This window comes from Leptothrix discophora (assembly GCF_030705305.1).
GTDB classification, from domain to species: Bacteria; Pseudomonadota; Gammaproteobacteria; order Burkholderiales; family Burkholderiaceae_C; genus Sphaerotilus; species Sphaerotilus discophorus.
In genome coordinates, this window is sequence record NZ_JAUZEE010000003.1 from 149,491 (window position 1) to 166,281 (window position 16,791).

A 16,791-nucleotide genomic window follows, 5' to 3' on the forward strand; every position below is an offset into this window, starting at 1 on the left:
AGGGGCGGAGGTCCGAAGATGGGGGACAGTCGATGCCGGCTCACGTTGCCAATGCATATAAAAATATGCACAATGTAAGCGATGGACTTCACCTGCAACGCGGCCAAGAACGAGACCAACGTCCGTGAACGGGGCCTGCCACTGCTGGCGGCGCGGGTGATGTTCGATGCGGACCTGCTGGTGCGCGAGGACACCCGCAAGGTCTATCCGGAGCGCCGCTTCATTGGCTACAACACCATCGAGGGCCGCTTGATGGTGGTGGTGTTCTGCCTGCCATCGGGTGAGCGCACGCACATCATTTCCTTCAGAAAGGCGAACGCCCGTGAGCAAGAGAAGTTTGAAGCTGGCCGCCTCTGAGGCTGCGCCGAAGATCGACTGGGCGGCGGTGGACGCGGCCGCGCAAGCCGATGCCCCGGATGAAGACAGCCCCGAGCTGAGCGCCGCCGATGTCGCCGAGCTGCGTCCGATGGGTCAGGTGCTGCCCGGCGTATCGGTGGGCAAGACACGCATCACCATCCACATCGACGATGCGGTGCTGCAGGCCTACAAGGCGCGGGCCGGTGGACGCGGATACCAGACGCTGATCAACGAGGCCCTGCGTCGCGGGCTCCAGGCCGACGCCGTGAAGGAAGCGCTGCGCGAGGTGCTGCGCGAGGAGCGACACACCGGCGGTTGAAGTCGACCCCTCACGTCGTCGCCTTCAACGCCGCCCAGGCCCGATCCGCGTCCTGCCCTCGGGCCCTGACCGCCTGGCGGGTGCGCACCCAGAGTTCGGTGCTGGCCATCTCGGCGATGCGGTGCAGGTCGGCCAGGCTCAGGCTGGCGTCGGCATGGATGGCGCGGGCGATGTCCTCGCCGCGGCCCTTGGGCAGGGTGTGGGCGGTCAGGGCCGCAACCTGCGTGGCGGCACTGGCCAAGGCCAGGGCGTCAGCATGGGATGGCGTGCCGTCGCCCGGCAGGCCGGCGGCGTGGATCAGCACGCCGGCCAGTTCCAGCCAGGTGCCCACCTGGACGTCATCGCCCAGGCTGACGGTGACGGGCGCGGCGTGGCCGTGCTGTTCGGTGAGCCAGCGCCGGCGCGGGGGCTCGGCGGGGATCAGCGCGCCGGGCTGCGCGGCACCGAAGTGCCGCGCCAGCACGTCGAAGCACTCGCGCTGGTAGGCGATCAGCCGCTCGCGAAGCTCCGGCCTCACCCGCGCGGCGCTGATGCCGAAGAGCCAGCCGTTGAGCTTGTCGAGGGGGAGGCAGAGCGTGTCGTAGCTCTTGCCGTCGGCGGCAGGTGCCTTCGTTACGCAGGCGACTGAACTGAGGACACTGTGGCGCTTGATGCGCAGGCGCTGCGCTTCGGCGTCGATCCCGAGGGCTTCGCAGATCGAGCGGACGGAAACGTGCGGGACGCCGTTAACGAGCATGGCCAAGATCGGCGCACCGTGGAACGTGATGGAAATGAGGTGATCGGCCATGAGGGCCTCCATGGGTTGCAGTCAAGATGCGCTGCAACCCCGATCCCCATCAAGGCGGCAGCCCGGCAGGTGGGGATTACCGGGCAACCCACGAAGTGGAAACCGGCGGGCCGTGAGGCCCCCTGCCGAGCCGCCAAAAACGGATGCTCGAACGAAAAGGCCGCACGACGTGCGACGGTGCGGCCTTTGGCCGTAGATTGCTTCCGGGATCCCCATCCCGATCCCTGATGAGCAGGGACGGGCGAAATCTAGCACGGGTGAGGATGCCGCCGCAAACGTACTAACAATTTGCTTGCTCGATGCACCGATCGTGAATACAATCTGCGCATGCGAATCGAGTTCGACCCGGCCAAGAACGAACGCAACATCCGCGAACGCGGCCTGTCGTTCGAGCGGGCTGGCGAGTTCGATTTCGCTGGTGCCACGATCCAGCAGGACGTGCGCAAGCCCTACCCCGAGGTGCGATTCGTCGCGCTGGGCATGCTTGACGCTCGCCTGCATGTGCTGTGCTTCACCCCGGTGGCTGGTGGCGTCCGCGTCATCAGCTTTCGCAAGGCCAACTCCCGCGAGGTCAGAGACCATGAGCAAGCGCCCCCCTCTCACTGATGCCGAAGGCGAAGTCCGTGAACTGACGGCCGCTGACACGGCCGAGTTCAAGCCTGCCAAGGACGTGCTGCCGCCCGAGCTGTACGCCGGCCTGCTGGAGATGAACCGCCGTGCCGGTGTGCGCGGCCCGCAGAAGTCGCCGCTCAAGCAGCCCACCACCATCCGCTTCGACGCCGACGTGCTGGCCGCCCTGAAGGCCACCGGCAAGGGCTGGCAGACGCGCGTGAACGACGCCATGCGCGAGTGGATCAAGTCGCACCCGGCCGGGTGAGTGCGCGTGCCGCGCGCCACCTGGCGTGACCACCTGGCGTGACCACCATGCTCTACCCCGTGTACGTTCACAAGGGCGACGCCGGACATGCCCACGGCGCCACCCGCAGCGGCTTCCTGGCCCAGGCGGCGCGGCAGGCGATGGCGGCGGGGCATGGACGGCGCGAGGGCTGCCGTCACGGGCACGACGTCACGACCACACATCACGACGCGCCCTGCCCCAGCCGCAGCCGCGAGATCACCCGGCGCACGTGGCGGTCGCTGACGCCGACCCGCTCGGCGATCTGGCGGGTGGTGTGGGTGGCCGCGAGCTGGGCGATGCGTTCGGCCTTGGTCGGCTCGGGGATGCGGCTGATGAGGTGCAGGGCGCCGCCCATGGCGCCGCGCACGGCGCGGTCGGTCTGGGCGATGGCCTCGTCCAGGCCGTCGATGGGCGAGGCGCGCCGCTCCAGCTCGCGCTGGAGGGTGCGCAGGATGATGGTGAGGGCGTCCATGTCGTCGGGCAGCGGCGGTTCAGCGGCGCATGGCGCGCAGGCGGTGGATCTCGGCCAGCACGGGGTCGGCCGGCACGGTGGTGGCCGGGCCCCGGCTGGAGCTGATGACGGTGATGGAAAGGTCATCGGCGAGGTCATCGCTGAGGTCATCGGCCCGCGTGACCGCTTGCGGGCCGGCCGGTGCAGGCGTCTGCACACGGTCAGGCGCGGGGCGATCTGCGGCTGGCTCATCGCCTGAGCCAGCCGGCGGGCGGTTGTCGTGGTCGGCTTCATCGGCTTCATCGGCATCGTCCATGTCATCGCCGGGCGTCGGCTCGGCAGCCGCGAACATGTCCACGGTCTCGCCGCTCGCCTGGCCGGCGAGCTTGCGCTCGACGCGCGCCCAGTCGGCCGGGCCCCAGGACGGGATGCCGATGTAGTGGGCCATGGCCAGCGCGTAGACGGCCTTGTCCAGCTCCTCGTTCGGCACGCCCGCGCGCTTGACCCAGCGGGTGCGGGACTGGCCGCGCACCAGGGTGGTGACCATGCGCTCGGCGGTGAGCTGCTCGAAGGCTTCGGGCGGCATGTGGCGCGACAGGTGGATATAGCCCGCGCCCTGGCGCACCAGCCGCAGGCGGGCATAGATGGCCCCCTTGGCGATGTCGGTGCCGACCTTCCAGAGCCGCACGCCTCGCTTGACCTGGGTGCCGCGGTAGTCGACGTCCTGCCAGGTCGGGCGGCCGAGCACGCGGTCGAGCTCGCGCCGGCCCTTGATGGCCAGCACGTGGCGGCTCGCCCGGGTCCGGCAGTAGCGGTAGACGGTGTGGGTGACGTGGCCGTCCGAGGAATCGACGGCGCAGGCCCGGATCGGCAGCATGGCACCGCTGGCGTGGCGGATGGGCTGGGCGAGGTAGGCGTCCAGTTCGGTCCACGGGCTGCCGGGCTGGCCGTGCTCAAGCTCCGGGTCGCCGTAGATGACGCGGCGGTCCACGAGCTGCGATTCCTCGCCCCGGCCCCAGCCCCAGACGGAGACCTCCAGCCGCGCGTTGGCGCCGCGCTGGACGTCGACGGCGGCGGTCAGCACGAGGATCTGGCGCAGCACGGTGCGCAGCGGCCAGTCGCCGGCCCGCTGGACCAGCTCGGCATGCGCGACGCTGTCGCCCTGGCGTTCGTAGGTCAGTGCCAGGCGGGTGTTGGTGTAGACGCGCATGGGCTGGACGTTGCCGATCGCCTCGGCGATGCGCGCCTGGTGGTGTTCCTTGGCCAGCGTCTTCCAGCTGATGGAGCCGAGCGGGGCGTAGAACGCATTGAGGGTGACGCTGACGGTCTGGCCGTCGCCCTCGGCGGTGGCGACCCAGCGGGCGCGGCCGCCCATGGCCTGGTCGGGGAGCATGCTGAGCTTGTCGTGCTCCTCGATCTCGCTGCCGCACGACGGGCAGATCATCCAGGCCCGCAGGACGCGCTGGCCGCCGTCGGCGATGGTGTAGCGGGCGTTGGCCTGAAGCAGCTCATGCAGGTGGCCGCAGTGCGGGCACGGGACGTGGTAGTGCTCCTGGGTGCCCTGCTGGAACAGGGCATCGATGGCGCAGTCGCCGGTGTCGGTCGGGGAGCTGACGAAGTAGGCCTTGCTGATGCCTTCGTAGGTGCTCAGGCGGGCCTCGGCGAGCTTGATCTTGTCGCCCTCGCCACCGGTCTTGACCTTGTAGCCCTCGCGCGAGACCTCGTCGCAGAACAGGTAGCGGGCGGGGATCTCCGCAAGGTTGGCATCCGAGCCGGCGGTGGTGATGTAGAGCGTGCCGCCGTCGAACTCCTTCGCGTCGATGGTGTTGCGCTTGTCGCGGCTGCGCGGCGCGGCGAGCTTGGCACGCACGGGCTCGCACGCATCGGCCGCCTTGGCGAAGCGCGCACTCAGGCGCTTGGCCAGGCCGTCGGTGGGCTCCAGCGCGATGATGTTGGCCGGCGCGGTGTCGATCCAGCCGAGCGCCGCGCAGATGAAGACCTGGGTCTTGAGCATCTGGCTGGCAACGCGGGCGACCACGCGCGCGGTCGGGTCGACCGGCGAGAGCACCTGCAGCAGGCGACGCGCCGGCGGCGTGTGCGCCAGGCGGTAGGGGCCGGAGAAGGCCGCGCCCTTGGGGACGACGACGTTCTGCTCGGACCATTCGTCGAGCCGCGCCTCGGGGTCGGGCAGCACGGCGCGGGCGGCGGCATCGAGCACGTCGGGATCGCAGTCACGCATCATGGGCGGCGTCCTCCTCGTCGCGCAGCTCGGGCTCGGGCTCACCACCCAGGCCGCGCACGGCTGCGGCCAGCAGCTTGTCGTGCGCCTGGCGGAAGCGGGCCCGCATGGCCTCGTCGATCAGGGCCTGGACCTCGGCTGCCGACGACAGGGCCGCCGCCCGCGCAGCGACCTCGCGGCCCAGCGGCAGGCAGGTGTCGCGCAGCATGCGGAAGGCGGTGTAGATCGTCGTCAGCACGGCCTGCTTGTCGATCAGGCGCTTGCGGTCTTCTTCGAGCGCGATCTCCTCGCGCTCGGCGGCAGCGCGCTCGCGGCGGGCGCGGCTGACGGCGTAGTCGGACTCCGGTGGCAGCGGCGCAGCATCGGCCTGGGGCGGTGTCGGCGCCGGCATCACCGCAGTCGTCGCACGGACACGGGCGCGGGTGTTGCGCTCCCACTGGACGTCGGCCACGGCCGGGTCGATGCGGCCGTCGATGAGCGAGATCCGCCCGGCGCGGATCGCGTCGCGCACGGTCGTCGGGTCCACGCCGCGCCGCCGGGCGTACGCCGCCTGCGAGATCAGCTCGACGCTCATCGTGCAGCCCTCCCCCATCCCCATCCCTGGGTGCATGGGGCCAGACATGGGGAAATCCTCCCACCCCCCACTGGCACAACCACGAGGTTCGAATCACCCGCATGGGGATGGCTCGGGAGGGACCCGCGGCCGACCGCCGGGGCGCAGGCGACGACGACGGCGCGACCGCTCGATCGATGTGACTTCCACGCCATCAGACGCCCCTCCCTCGCGTCCGCAGGTTCGCCAGCTGATCGGCCAGCGCGGTCTGCACGTTGGCGCGCAGATGCTGGTCGGCCACGCGCAGGACGACGCCATTGAAATCCACGATCGGCCTGTAGCTCGTCGACTTCACGAAGCGCAGCACCTGCAGCGGGCGGCCCGACGCGTGGTGCTCCCGCATGTACACGCCCGGCGGCATGCGCTGACCAGGTGGGACGACGAAGTAGCGCCCGCCCGCACGCTTGACTGCCGCACGCACCTGGCCCGAGTACCTGCCATCGATGATCCTGCCCTTGGCAGTGCGGTCCGGCAGCGCCATGTTGCGGGTGTACCCCGCCGTCAGCGTCACCCGGAGCTGCGACAGGACCTGCACGATCTGCCCCCGCGACACGTTGCCGTAGGCATCGAGTCGCGCATCCGTGCCTGCCGTGGTCTGCCAGCCGGCAGGCATCAGGCCAGACAGTTGCAGCGCCCGCTCGACACGCTTGATGCGACGCGCACCACCGTCGATGTTCGGCCGCAAGAAGCGCTCGGCAGGCGTGCCGCCCCCGGTCGTTGCCAAGTCATCCTTGATGCCCACCTCGGCTTCCAGGTGCCGCGACCGCACGATGCGCGTGGCGTAGCTGCTGCCAGGCACAGGCTGCGAGCCCATGCCAGCCTTGGCCGCATCACCCGTGGCGGTGATGACGTACAGGCCGTTGAGCGCATAGGGCGTCGGCCGATCAAGCCGGCTGCGCAGCTCATCGCGCACCGCATCTCGGGCTTGCAACGCCGTGCGGGTCAGGCCCGTGGCCACCGCGTTGTGGATGCGCCGCTGGCTCAGGTCCTTCAGCGCGGCGCGAACCTCGTCCAGTCCCTTCACGTCGATCGTGATCTTCATCCTTGCCCTCCCTGCTGCGACTGGTCGCGCCGAGCCTCCCGATCGGCCACATACGCCGCCCGCAGAGCCCGCCCACATTCAAGACCTTCGGACCGCTCGACGTGCTCGATGAAGGCCCTGCGCTCATCCGCCGACCGCATCTTCCGCAGGCTCACCACCTGAGCCTGTCGGACCGCCGAGAAGATCCTCGGCAGGGCCGATCGAGCGTCGAACACCCGGCCATCCGGCAGCGTCACCAGCACCGTCATGACCGCCCTCCCTTCATGCGCTGCACCGCCCGCCGGGCCGCAGCCTGCGACTCCGGTGAGCGCGCCGCTGCGGCGTGCTCACGCTGCTCGTCGAGGTATGCAGACGTCTGCACGACCTGCTGCCGCGCCGCCTGCTCGACGGCGGGCGGCACGACCGGGGCAAGCTGGACCTCGGCCGCGTCTCGTCGTCGGCCGGTGACGGTGGCGAGCACCCAGGCCCACTCGCGCTTTCGCTCGACCGCCTCGGCCGCGACAGCGGCCAGCTCCTCGACCGTCACGCCCTGCTCCAGCAGCGCGACCAGCCGTGGATCGGACGGATTGACCCGCGTCAGCCCGGCAGCCCGCATCGCCCGGCAGGCCAGGCCGGCAGGCGTGGCGGGACCTGCTGGCCCTGCGGGTTCGGCTGCCACGGCCGGTGGCGGGGCGGTCGACGGTGGCGCGGTCGACGGTGGCGCCGCGCGCTCGCTTGCCTGCTCTCTCTCCTGCTTCTGTTCCTGCTTCTGTTCCTGTTCCTGGTTAAGCAAGGGTTTCGGAACGGTTCCGGAAGGGTTCACGGAAGGGAAGTTATCCACACCCAGCAACGGCCCGCAAACCTCGATGAACACGGGCTTCCAGGCACATCCGTCGGGTACGGACGCGGCGATCTTTGCGGCCGACTTGCGCTGGTTCGGGTTCTCGGGCTTGTTCCACTCCAGATGACGGCAAATCCAGACCCATTTCGTGGTTCCGCAACGGTTCGCGAAACCCTTGGCGAACAGTTCGGCGAACCCTTGCGCAACTCTTTCGGAAGACCATCCGAGGTCTTCCGAAACGTACCCGTCAGGCAATCGGAAGACCCCCGCGATCGTGCTGTGCGAGCAGGTCATGAGGTAGAGGGCCAGCAGCTTGCCGTCGTCGGTCAGCGTACTGGTTGTGTCGCTCGACCAGAACGTGGCGTAGACCTTGCCGTACTCACGCATCGGAGCGCCCCCGTTGATGCGAGCCGTGGGCCAGCGCCTCGATCCGCTGCGCCATGCGCGACATCTCGCGCGCGGCCTCGACGTACTCGCGCTGCAGCTGCGCGCGCTCGTCCTCCGGATCGATCGGCACCGGCGGCGCATAGCCCAGCTCGGCGGCGCGGTACTGGGCGACCACGTGGCAGCCGCGCTGGCGTGCCAGGCGCTCGATGTGGAGGGCCTCGTCAGGGCTCAGCTTCTCCGGCCGGTCCGGATTGAGGCAGGCCAGCAGGTGGCGCTGCGCGGCCTCCATGCCCTTGGCCGGCCACAGCGCGAGGCCCGCGGCCTTGCTGCCGCCAACGGCCTTCACGGCCTCGACCAGCGCGTCGTTCAGGGATTCAGGCATGGGCATGGGGAGGCTTTCCAAACGCTTCCAAATGATGTGGAACGGTGTGGATGCGCTCGCCGCGTCATGGGGCGACGATGCGCCCATGAACACGCTGGAGGCACCCGCAAAGGGCGGGCACCCAGCCCGTGCAAACTGGCGGCTCCGACACCTACCAACCCGCTCGGGAGGGCACCCATGGAACTTGATCCCCTGGACATCAGCGCCGTGCTGACTGCGCAGCGATTCCTGCTCGAACAGCTGTACGGGAATGCCTTCGCCGGCAAGCCCGCGGAGTTCCGGGCCTTCATGACCTTGGCCATCGAGCGAACGCGCACGGCCAGCACCGTCGCAGAGCCCACCGCGCGGGAACTCCAGGACGAGATCGCCGCGCGCACGGCAGCGAATCTGGAGCGGTTCGGCAACTCGGTGATGCAGCGGATCCTGAAGCCCTGACCGGCTCCAGCGCCGGCCCGGCTTGCCCGACCAGGCGCAGCGGCTCGGTCGGCCAGTTCATGCCGCCCTCCGCTCGACCTGGTCGGCGGCAGTCGGCACCGACATCGGCCCCGCCTGCCGCAGCACCGACCACAGCACATCAGGCCGCAGTTCCTCACAGAGGACGGGCTTCCCGCGCTCGCGGGTAGCACGCTCGATCAGTGGACAGACGTCGGTCGGAATGCCGCGCGTCCGCCAGTTGCTCAGCCGCTGGACGGACACCCCAATGGCGGAGGCAAGAGCGCCTGCGCCATCGCATGCGGCGATAGCCCGATGAAGTGCGTTGGTCATCCCGTTATTACACACTGCGTTTACAACATAAGTCAACGCATCGTGTAACCCAAGGGTTCACGCAATGTTTAAAGTCCTCGCATGAATATGTCCCCGATTGATCGCGCCTTGCGTTGGGCTTCCGACAAAGGGATGAACCAAACGAAGTTCGCAGATGCGATCGGCGTCAGCCCGCAACACGTCACGAACTGGAAGAAGCGCGGCATGCCGGCCGACTGGCACGTCGCCGTCGCTCACGCGCTCGGCCGAAGCGTCGATGAGCTGCTGGGCAATGCGACCTCGAACACAGAGACCGAAGCCCGTCGCGCCAATGTGCTGCCACGCCCGATCACTCCGACCGACATCGTCACCACCCTCGCCGATCTGCTCGACTCACTCCCCGAGGCGTCGCGCGCCGAGGCGGAGGGAAGGCTGCTCACGCTGGCCCGCGCACCCGACAGCCAGCGGGCGCGCCAGGCGCTCACCGAGCTGCTGGAGGCCGCACCCGCACCAGCATCCGACGCCGCATCCAGCGCCGGAAACCGCCGGGTCGCGTGATCACGTACCCCGTGGGGCGAGTCTTGACCGTCGACTTCTCGCGGTCACTGACCCAAAAGGGTGGATCGCTGGGGGGACCGAAGCGGTTGGCGACGGTGCATTGGATGAAACCACCGCCTTCGCGGAGTTTCAAAAGCTGATGCCGAACATGAAAACGCCCGCAAAAGCGGGCGTATATCGATGCAGCTCAAAAGTCCTAAGCAAACACTGATGGAGCTTGCGGGCGGGCTGCAGCCTTCTTGATGCGATCGAGGTAACTCGACCAGTCGTCGGCACTCTCTCGGACGACCAAAAGATCCGAATGACGCGACAGCAATGTGACGCTGGGCTGTGCCCATGCGTCCGTCACGCCGGAAACCACGACATACCGCTGCAAGTCCTGCCGCCCAACTTTTTCAAGCGCCTGCACGAGCAGGAGTGTCTTGGCTTGGGCCTCACGCTTCTTTTCGCTGTTGGATCCGACCCGGAAGTCAACCGTCTCGGTGACGTGAAGCCGTCCGTTTCTTAGCGCAAACTCCGCGAACAGGCCAGTATCCGGATCGATCGGGAAGTTCGGCACCACCAGGTGGTTGCTGATGTCATCCGGCGCACGCCCCAGGATTCCATCCTGCCGGAACAGCGTCTTCAATTCTGTATTCAGTCGATTGGTGGACTCCTTGATGGCGCGCCTTTTCGCAGGGGCGGACACCAATCGATGCTCAAGGTCGTCCAAGACGGACTCCAGATCATGCGCATCGGCCGAGATGACACCAGGTGGCGTCAGCAGCAGTCCAGCCAAGCCGGAACCTGCCGCTGCACACATCTGCGCCGGTTCGGCCCCCCCACGCCACAAATGACCCAGGAAGCGCACCAGGTCAGCAGCAGAGTTGTGAACCTCTTGAAGTGAAAGATTCGGGTCCAAGGCCAACAACTTCGTCAAGTTGGCTGCAATGCGAATCTGCGGTCCGTCCGGACCGAACAGCAAGATGCCGACGTTGGCAACCTCGTGTCTCTGCATGTCCGGCTGGAAACGAACCACGGAGAACTGCAAAGGCATCGTTCTCATAGCTGGCTTTCCATCCACTTCAGGCGTGTCCTCCACTGCGGAGACCACCACCAGTTGATCAATTCCGTGTCCAAGCCTGACGGCATCCAATGCCCGGGGACCGACGACACGATGCCTCGCCAGACGCTCTTGGGCAGTTGGCTCAGAAGAGCATGTGTCGCCTGAGCCTCCGCACGCTGGACTGTACCCGTGAGCTTGGCCACCGTGTAGAACTGACCGCTGTTGTCAGACTGCCCGAACGGGGGTGTCGGGAGGGGGTAGCGGAAGAACATGGCGCGAGAAAAATCGATCGGCCGAAGCACATGGGAGCCGCCGGTGTCCGTGACCAGCCAGTTGCCCGCATGCCTGTCGTTGTTCGCCGTGAACATGTCGAGGACGTAGGTTCCGCTGACGACTGATGGGTTGCTCGTCGTTGGGCGAGCCAAAGGCAGGAAGTCATAAGCGACGATCCCGCCCTCCATCCGAGAGCCGAAAGCCAGCTCACCCGTCGGCATCATGCAGACCTCAACGTGAGGGACCGCGAGGCTCAAGGCCTTGGCCAGCCCGCAACACAACCACTCACTGGCGGGCAGCAGCGGGTGGATGGGAGACCCCACCTTGAGCACATAGCGCTGCCCGCTGTAAGCCACACCTATGCCAGGGCTGTCTGCGGACTTCACCGAGTTGGGAACGACGAGCTGGATTGGCTCAGGCAGGAAGGAGTACTGGCTCATGGAATTCCATGCGGCGCCCGGGCAGGAGACTTCAATCAGCCCGTCCGGAGCGCAAGGAGAGTCGGGCGACGCTCGGTCAGGCCCTCGACTGCCAAGTCACACGACAGGTCACTTGAAGGAGTCCGGAATCTTCGGAACTCCGACGACCACGCCGTCCTTGACGATGAACGAGATCGAGCTGTGCGAACCGGTGAATCCGTTGGCGCGCGACCAGATCCATACCTCTTTGTCCTGTCTGCTGACAACGCTGTACGGGCGCCCCATGTACGACTGCAACTCGGCCGTCGTCATGCCCTCTTTCACTTGACGAGCCGCATCGAAGTCGATCGGCGTTCCGGCGCATCCGACCAATGCCAACACCGGAACCGTCAGGAGCCACACCCCAACAAACGAGAACGCAGGTATGCACCCTTCGGTGGTCTATTCATGTCGCCTCCCTGACGAGCATTGAACAAAAACCGAATCGTATTCGGCAGGTTTGATCATTTCAATCCGCTGCGCAGCACGATCGGCGGGACTTATTACCGCCGGGCAAGTGCAGACGTCTGCACCTGATCAACGTGCGGACACCATCTGCCCTCATGCGGACACCTGCCCGACATCCGCCCCGCAGTGCCTGCACCGCCGCGCCTCGACCTTGATCTCCTCCAGACACATCGGGCACGCCCGCAGCGAGCGCTGGAGGATCTCCTCGTCGGTGTGGTCACCCCGCACCCGTGGGACGGGTGGCGGGAAGTAGGCCACCGCCCAGAGCACGGCTGCCAGCCAGCCGAAGCCGGTCCAGCGCGCCAGCAGGTTGATCCACATGATCCGGCGCTCCTGAGGATGGTCGCGCCATGACGCGATGAGCGCCGGGAGCAAGTACGCAGCCACCGCCGCGACGATGGCGGCCAGCACCAGGACACTGATGAGCACCCCGTCCATCACGCCACCCGTCCAGACGTCTGCACAGATCGCAGCTGCAGCTGCGCGCTTCCATCGCCCATTTCCTCGTGCGTCATTGCGCCCTCCCTCTCCTGTTGAGGCGCGAAGGATTGCCGCGCCACGAACGGCCCGCAATGACCGGAATCCGTAGCGCCAGGGACCGCCGCGCGGCCGCGGTCTCCACATAAATTACACGCCGTGTTGACAACAACATAAACACATCGTGTAATTCATCGCCTGCACCACCCGCGTCTCACCGAGACCGTGGCGCAGCGGAGTCACCCCATGGACCGCGCCTTCCGCCGCCTCGTCCACCGCCTCCACGCCGCCGAGCTGGAGCACCTGCGCCGCGTCGTCGCCGAGCAGCAGGCCGAGATCGAGCGGCTGCAGCAGGAGACCGAACACCTGCAGCGTGAGGCCAGCTGGGCCGACGACCGCGCCCAGATGTTCCAGGACGCGCTCCACGCCATGAGCGCGGACACCGACACCTCGATCTGCCTGACGCCCGAGGGTGCCCTCGTCGCGCTGGCCCCTGCCTGACCCACCACGAGGAGCCACCCATGACCCTCCTGCGCCTCTACGCCCTCCACCGCCGAGGCGGTCGCACTGTGCTCACCGCCTGGCGGCTGGCCTGGGGCTCGATCCAGCGTGACCGCGACATGGCCTGGCCGGCGCGCCGCGTGCGCCTGCCCTTCGTCGACAGCCGCTCGCAGGACGCTGCGCCATGAACGCGCTGCCGATGAGTGCGCTGCAGATGACCCCGTCCGCCGCCGCCGTGCAGACGCCTGCACACACGGCCACACAGACGCCCAAACAGCCCGCGCGCCCGCCCTCGCTGCGCCCCGCGCACCTGCCGCCGTGGACCGAGCCGGCCCGCATCAGCGTCGTGCTGACCGGCACGCTGACGCGGGATGCGCGCTGGTCGATCGAGCCGCACGGCGCAACGCCGCGCGCCGTCACCCTGCTCACGATCGAGCAGCCCGGCGACCTGCCGCCGATCCACGTGCGCCACGTCTCCGGCGACAGCTACGCGCACCTGCACGCCAGCAAGGCCAAGGCCGAGCTGCTGACGGCCGGCACCCGCGTGCGCGTCTACGGCAACGCGCTCGACCGCGGCCCCGATCCGCGCGGGCGAGCGCACGTGTCGGTCCTCGGCGTCACCGACATCGTGCCGCTTGACCTGCCGCCGCCGCGTGCGCTGGGTGGCTCAGACCGTGAGCCTGCCGCCGACGCCGCGCCCATTGCCCTCCCCTCCCCTGCCATCACCCACACACCGAGGACTCCGTCATGAGCCTGCCCCTGCACATCGCGCCGCTGACCCCGGCGCAGCACCTGGAGGTGGCGCAGCAGATCGCCGCCGCCGCCGTCATCGCCGACATCGAGAGCGGCGGTCACACGGTCAACGTCGACGGCATGCGCTGGATCGACGTGCGCCCGATGCTCGACCCGCGCGAGCACGCCGACGCCTGCATCGACATGGCCGAGATCGCGCTGCGGTATGCGATCGACACGCGGGTGGTGACGCAGCACCCCCAGCAGCCGCACCTGGTGCGCGTGGCTCAAGCGGCAGGCTGACGTGAGCACGACCACCGCCACCGCCCCGCCGCCCTACATGCCCCACCCGGGCGGCGTGGCCTACGCGACCTGCGCTTTCTTCCTGGCCAATCCCGAAGAGGCGCTGACCATCGAGGACGTGGCCGAGAAGTTCAAGGCCAGCAAGTCGTCGATCAGCGGCTCGCTGGCCAACGCCGTGCAGGCCGGCCTGCTGACCTACACGGTCGGACCGCTGGGCGTGCGCCTCTATGAGGCTGGGCCTGCACTGTCGACGATGCTGGAGTCGCATCCTGCTGCAAGGCAGGCCCCGCCCCCGCGCGTGACGCCGCAGAAGGCGAAGGGCCCCCGACGCAAGCTCCCGCACCTTGACCTGAGCACCGTCGTGATCGGCTCCGGCACACCGTGCCCGCCAGCGCGGCGCGGCGGCAGGCTGACCGGCAGCCGCTACGACGAAACGCTGGCTCAGCTCGACGTTGGACAGCACTTTCTGGTCGACGGCATGCACAAGGGCGCACTCGCCAAGGCGGTGACGGCCTACCGCCGCCGCAACGCGGATCGCACCCTCGTCGTGCGCCGACTGCACGACGACCCGGCCGGCCGCTGCGGCGTCTGGCGCATCGCCTAGCTCACCGCATGAGCCACCGCAAGATCAAGTGCCGGCCGATCACCCGCCACGTCTCCACCTGGCGCGCCACACGCGAGCGGTGCGACTGTGGCGGCTACTGGTTCCCGCACCGCATCACCGGCGGCGCCTGCCACCACGGCCCGCGCTGCGACTACTACCTCGCGCTGCGTGCCGGGGCGACGCAGGAAGAGGCCGAGGCCCAGCTCAGCGCCGACCAGCTCGCCACCCTGCCCGAGCGCGCCGCCACCCGCAGGACCGCGCCCGACTCGTCCATCCCGTTCTGACCACGAGGACCCCTTAGCCCATGACCACCGAGACCCTCCAGCGGCTGCCGCTGAGCCTGCTGATCGACAGCCCGAGCAACCCACGCCGAAGCTACCCGGACCTGCAGGAGCTGGCCGACAACATCCAGGCCAACGGGCTGCTGCAGCCCATCGTCGTGCGCGAGGTGCGACACAGCACCGGCCACGAGATCGTCTTCGGCCACTGCCGCGTCCGCGCCGCCCGGCTGGCCGGCCTGGACGAGATCGACTGCCTGGTGCGCGAGATGAGCGACGACGAGGTCGCCATCGCGCAGCTGTCGGAGAACGCGGCCCGCGCCGACGTCCACCCCATCGAGGAAGCCGATGCGCTGGCCCGCCTCATGGCCGATCACGGGCTGACGATCGAGGCGCTGATGCGGCGAACGGGCAAGAGCCGGACGGCCATCTACAACCGGCTCAAGCTGGCCACGCTGACGCCGGAGGCGCGCGATGCGTGCCAGGTCCACGGCATCGGCGCGGAGATCGCGACGCTGATCTCGCGGGTGCCGGCCGCGCTGCAGATGCGCGCGGTGTCGCGGGTGGTCATGCCGCAGACTTGGCCCGGCCCTGGCCAACCGGTGGCGATGCCGCATCGCCAGGCGAAGGAGGCATTGAAGTCCGGGTTCACGCGCGCCCTGTCGGAAGCCGATTTCGACCCGGCCGAGCACTACGTGAACTGCGACGGCCCCTGCACCAACTGCCCACGGAACAGCACCGTCGAGCCAGCCCTCGCCGAGCTGGGTGCAGACGTCTGCACCGACATCGCCTGCCACGAAGCCCGCACCCGTGCGGCCATGGCCGAGCGCATCGAGCAGGCACGCAGCGAGGGTCGGGTGATCGACACCCTGGACGACCACACCGACCTCTGCGATTTCGTCCGGTACGACAGCGGCCGGTCGGTCCACGTCCAAGACCTGGTCGACGAGGCCCGCAGTCGCGGCGAGACGCTGACCATCTACCTCCTGCTGTCGGAAGACGGTACCGATCCCGATGAGTGCATCCGCGACAACGACCTGGAGCGCCTGAAGGCCGCGCGCTGGCCCGAGATCTACGGCACCGCCAAGCCCGACGATGACGACGACACCGACGCGGCCGGCGCCGACGCCACAGTCGATGCCGACGACGACGAGGAGGACACCGACCTGTCGCGCACGCCGATCCAAGCCGCACTCATCGCGCACTGGGCTCGCGTGCAGGGCGCCATCATCGCCAAGGTCCGCTCGACGCCCCGCACGCCCGATGACCTGCGGCTGATGCTGCGCCGCGAGGTCGAACTGGTGGGCAACCTGGGGAAGGCCGCCGATGAGCTGGGCCTGTCCGATCGCATCGCCGATCTGGACGACGATGCCGACACGACCAACACCTACGTGCAGCTGATCGACGAGATGAGCGCGGATGACCTTGCGGCCGCGCTGGTGATCATCGCCGTGGAGGACCTGCCGGTCTCCCACACCCCGTGCGATCTCCGCCTGGCCCAGGCCCAGGCACTGGCCGAGCGCTACGGCGTCGACCCGCTGGCCATCGCCGCGCAGGTCGAGCAGGACCAGCAGGCCCAGGCCACGAAAGCCCACCCGGTCAAGTACCGTCACCCCACCACCGGCGAGACCTGGTCGGGCCGTGGCCTGAAACCCCGCTGGCTGGTGCAGGCGCTGGACGAGGGCATGACGCTGGATGAGTGCGAGGTGCGGCTGGTCGACGACCGGACCATCGACATGTTCGGCGCGGCCACTGGGAGCGCAGCATGAACGCCGCCACGGTCTACCTCTACCTGTGGACGATCGTGGCGGTCGGCGGCATCCGTACCGAGTACGAATGGGTGCCGGCTGGCTCATTCCTCACGGGAGGAGCCTGTCACCGCGCCGCCGCGAACCTCAACACGCCGGCAGCGCGTCACCGCTGCATCGACATCACGGGGAGCGTGCGATGAGCGCCGACACCCGCCGCGTCGACAAGTACCCGATCCCGTCGTTCAGAGAGTGGATCAGCGTGGTGATGCCGGAACTTGCCCAATCCGCGGTGCCAGCCTTCGAG

General features: G+C 68.4%; 27 protein-coding genes. 14 read left to right on the forward strand and 13 right to left on the reverse strand.

Translation table 11 applies throughout. From position 1 onward, the window contains the following. Window positions 1-81 precede the first annotated feature (81 nt). On the forward strand, window positions 82-357 hold the full coding sequence (locus tag Q8X39_RS06860) for a BrnT family toxin (RefSeq protein ID WP_305748913.1): 276 nt from the start codon (window positions 82-84) through the stop codon (window positions 355-357). Continuing rightward, a complete protein-coding gene (locus tag Q8X39_RS06865; RefSeq protein ID WP_305748914.1) occupies window positions 338-676 on the forward strand; it encodes a BrnA antitoxin family protein in 339 nt (112 codons plus the stop codon). The genes Q8X39_RS06860 and Q8X39_RS06865 overlap by 20 nt, the downstream gene beginning before the upstream one ends. Before the next feature lie 10 nt (window positions 677-686). Here Q8X39_RS06865 and Q8X39_RS06870 read toward each other — a convergent pair whose 3' ends face one another. Further along, on the reverse strand, window positions 687-1,463 hold the full coding sequence (locus Q8X39_RS06870; protein WP_305748915.1) for a phage antirepressor N-terminal domain-containing protein: 777 nt from the start codon (window positions 1,461-1,463) through the stop codon (window positions 687-689). 327 nt (window positions 1,464-1,790) lie between these two features. On the opposite strand from Q8X39_RS06870, the gene Q8X39_RS06875 reads away from it, so the two are divergent. Together Q8X39_RS06875 and Q8X39_RS06880 are read left to right on the forward strand one after the other, a co-directional pair. Then, window positions 1,791-2,069, forward strand: a complete 279-nt coding sequence (locus Q8X39_RS06875; protein ID WP_305748916.1) for a BrnT family toxin — start codon at window positions 1,791-1,793, stop codon at window positions 2,067-2,069. Then, window positions 2,044-2,340: a BrnA antitoxin family protein gene (locus Q8X39_RS06880; RefSeq protein WP_305748917.1), complete on the forward strand. Its 297-nt coding sequence runs from the start codon at window positions 2,044-2,046 to the stop codon at window positions 2,338-2,340. The genes Q8X39_RS06875 and Q8X39_RS06880 overlap by 26 nt, the downstream gene beginning before the upstream one ends. A gap of 202 nt (window positions 2,341-2,542) precedes the next feature. Here Q8X39_RS06880 and Q8X39_RS06885 read toward each other — a convergent pair whose 3' ends face one another. The 7 genes from Q8X39_RS06885 to Q8X39_RS06915 all read right to left on the reverse strand — a co-directional run bounded on the left by Q8X39_RS06885 (window position 2,543) and on the right by Q8X39_RS06915 (window position 8,301). Continuing rightward, a complete protein-coding gene (locus Q8X39_RS06885; RefSeq protein ID WP_305748918.1) occupies window positions 2,543-2,833 on the reverse strand; it encodes a helix-turn-helix domain-containing protein in 291 nt (96 codons plus the stop codon). A 19-nt stretch (window positions 2,834-2,852) separates the two neighbouring features. Continuing rightward, a complete protein-coding gene (locus Q8X39_RS06890) occupies window positions 2,853-5,054 on the reverse strand; it encodes a phage terminase large subunit family protein (protein WP_305748919.1) in 2,202 nt (733 codons plus the stop codon). Continuing rightward, window positions 5,044-5,625, reverse strand: coding sequence for a hypothetical protein (locus tag Q8X39_RS06895; RefSeq protein ID WP_305748920.1), 582 nt, complete (start codon window positions 5,623-5,625; stop codon window positions 5,044-5,046). Before Q8X39_RS06895 ends, Q8X39_RS06890 begins: the two co-directional genes overlap by 11 nt. A gap of 193 nt (window positions 5,626-5,818) precedes the next feature. Further along, window positions 5,819-6,706, reverse strand: coding sequence for a hypothetical protein (locus Q8X39_RS06900; RefSeq protein WP_305748921.1), 888 nt, complete (start codon window positions 6,704-6,706; stop codon window positions 5,819-5,821). Continuing rightward, window positions 6,703-6,954: a hypothetical protein gene (locus Q8X39_RS06905; RefSeq protein WP_305748922.1), complete on the reverse strand. Its 252-nt coding sequence runs from the start codon at window positions 6,952-6,954 to the stop codon at window positions 6,703-6,705. The genes Q8X39_RS06900 and Q8X39_RS06905 overlap by 4 nt, the downstream gene beginning before the upstream one ends. After that, complete coding sequence (locus Q8X39_RS06910; protein WP_305748923.1) at window positions 6,951-7,913, reverse strand: hypothetical protein; 963 nt, start codon at window positions 7,911-7,913, stop codon at window positions 6,951-6,953. Before Q8X39_RS06910 ends, Q8X39_RS06905 begins: the two co-directional genes overlap by 4 nt. Further along, on the reverse strand, window positions 7,906-8,301 hold the full coding sequence (locus Q8X39_RS06915; RefSeq protein ID WP_305748924.1) for a hypothetical protein: 396 nt from the start codon (window positions 8,299-8,301) through the stop codon (window positions 7,906-7,908). The genes Q8X39_RS06910 and Q8X39_RS06915 overlap by 8 nt, the downstream gene beginning before the upstream one ends. A gap of 171 nt (window positions 8,302-8,472) precedes the next feature. Between Q8X39_RS06915 and Q8X39_RS06920 the strand changes: the two genes are divergently transcribed. Further along, on the forward strand, window positions 8,473-8,730 hold the full coding sequence (locus tag Q8X39_RS06920) for a hypothetical protein (protein ID WP_305748925.1): 258 nt from the start codon (window positions 8,473-8,475) through the stop codon (window positions 8,728-8,730). Window positions 8,731-8,787: 57 nt separating this feature from the next. On the opposite strand, the gene Q8X39_RS06925 is transcribed toward Q8X39_RS06920, so the two are convergent. Next, on the reverse strand, window positions 8,788-9,060 hold the full coding sequence (locus Q8X39_RS06925; RefSeq protein WP_305748926.1) for a YdaS family helix-turn-helix protein: 273 nt from the start codon (window positions 9,058-9,060) through the stop codon (window positions 8,788-8,790). Window positions 9,061-9,192: 132 nt separating this feature from the next. On the opposite strand from Q8X39_RS06925, the gene Q8X39_RS06930 reads away from it, so the two are divergent. Continuing rightward, complete coding sequence (locus tag Q8X39_RS06930; RefSeq protein WP_305748927.1) at window positions 9,193-9,597, forward strand: helix-turn-helix domain-containing protein; 405 nt, start codon at window positions 9,193-9,195, stop codon at window positions 9,595-9,597. Window positions 9,598-9,793: 196 nt separating this feature from the next. Here Q8X39_RS06930 and Q8X39_RS06935 read toward each other — a convergent pair whose 3' ends face one another. From Q8X39_RS06935 to Q8X39_RS06950, 4 genes are all read right to left on the reverse strand, one after another. Next, window positions 9,794-10,633, reverse strand: coding sequence for a DUF3037 domain-containing protein (locus Q8X39_RS06935; RefSeq protein WP_305748928.1), 840 nt, complete (start codon window positions 10,631-10,633; stop codon window positions 9,794-9,796). 5 nt (window positions 10,634-10,638) lie between these two features. Further along, window positions 10,639-11,355, reverse strand: a complete 717-nt coding sequence (locus tag Q8X39_RS06940; protein WP_305748929.1) for a protein kinase family protein — start codon at window positions 11,353-11,355, stop codon at window positions 10,639-10,641. Between the two features lie 108 nt (window positions 11,356-11,463). Next, window positions 11,464-11,712, reverse strand: coding sequence for a hypothetical protein (locus Q8X39_RS06945; protein ID WP_305748930.1), 249 nt, complete (start codon window positions 11,710-11,712; stop codon window positions 11,464-11,466). A 222-nt stretch (window positions 11,713-11,934) separates the two neighbouring features. After that, complete coding sequence (locus tag Q8X39_RS06950; protein ID WP_305748931.1) at window positions 11,935-12,279, reverse strand: superinfection immunity protein; 345 nt, start codon at window positions 12,277-12,279, stop codon at window positions 11,935-11,937. Window positions 12,280-12,564: 285 nt separating this feature from the next. On the opposite strand from Q8X39_RS06950, the gene Q8X39_RS06955 reads away from it, so the two are divergent. Genes Q8X39_RS06955 through Q8X39_RS06990 form a run of 8 tightly spaced genes read left to right on the forward strand, consistent with a single transcriptional unit; the run spans window position 12,565 to window position 16,687 of the window. Continuing rightward, window positions 12,565-12,819 carry a hypothetical protein gene (locus tag Q8X39_RS06955; RefSeq protein ID WP_305748932.1) on the forward strand — a complete coding sequence of 85 codons (255 nt, stop codon included), beginning with the start codon at window positions 12,565-12,567 and terminating at the stop codon, window positions 12,817-12,819. A gap of 20 nt (window positions 12,820-12,839) precedes the next feature. Beyond that, complete coding sequence (locus Q8X39_RS06960; protein WP_305748933.1) at window positions 12,840-13,007, forward strand: hypothetical protein; 168 nt, start codon at window positions 12,840-12,842, stop codon at window positions 13,005-13,007. Further along, window positions 13,004-13,570 carry a hypothetical protein gene (locus Q8X39_RS06965; protein WP_305748934.1) on the forward strand — a complete coding sequence of 189 codons (567 nt, stop codon included), beginning with the start codon at window positions 13,004-13,006 and terminating at the stop codon, window positions 13,568-13,570. The genes Q8X39_RS06960 and Q8X39_RS06965 overlap by 4 nt, the downstream gene beginning before the upstream one ends. Next, window positions 13,567-13,854, forward strand: a complete 288-nt coding sequence (locus tag Q8X39_RS06970) for a hypothetical protein (RefSeq protein WP_305748935.1) — start codon at window positions 13,567-13,569, stop codon at window positions 13,852-13,854. Before Q8X39_RS06965 ends, Q8X39_RS06970 begins: the two co-directional genes overlap by 4 nt. A gap of 1 nt (window position 13,855) precedes the next feature. Beyond that, window positions 13,856-14,458 (forward strand): hypothetical protein, encoded by a 603-nt coding sequence (locus Q8X39_RS06975; protein ID WP_305748936.1) that lies wholly within the window; start codon window positions 13,856-13,858, stop codon window positions 14,456-14,458. A gap of 8 nt (window positions 14,459-14,466) precedes the next feature. Next, window positions 14,467-14,742 carry a hypothetical protein gene (locus tag Q8X39_RS06980; protein ID WP_305748937.1) on the forward strand — a complete coding sequence of 92 codons (276 nt, stop codon included), beginning with the start codon at window positions 14,467-14,469 and terminating at the stop codon, window positions 14,740-14,742. Between the two features lie 20 nt (window positions 14,743-14,762). After that, a complete protein-coding gene (locus Q8X39_RS06985) occupies window positions 14,763-16,505 on the forward strand; it encodes a ParB/RepB/Spo0J family partition protein (RefSeq protein ID WP_305748938.1) in 1,743 nt (580 codons plus the stop codon). Further along, complete coding sequence (locus Q8X39_RS06990) at window positions 16,502-16,687, forward strand: hypothetical protein (RefSeq protein WP_305748939.1); 186 nt, start codon at window positions 16,502-16,504, stop codon at window positions 16,685-16,687. Before Q8X39_RS06985 ends, Q8X39_RS06990 begins: the two co-directional genes overlap by 4 nt. Window positions 16,688-16,791: the final 104 nt, after the last annotated feature.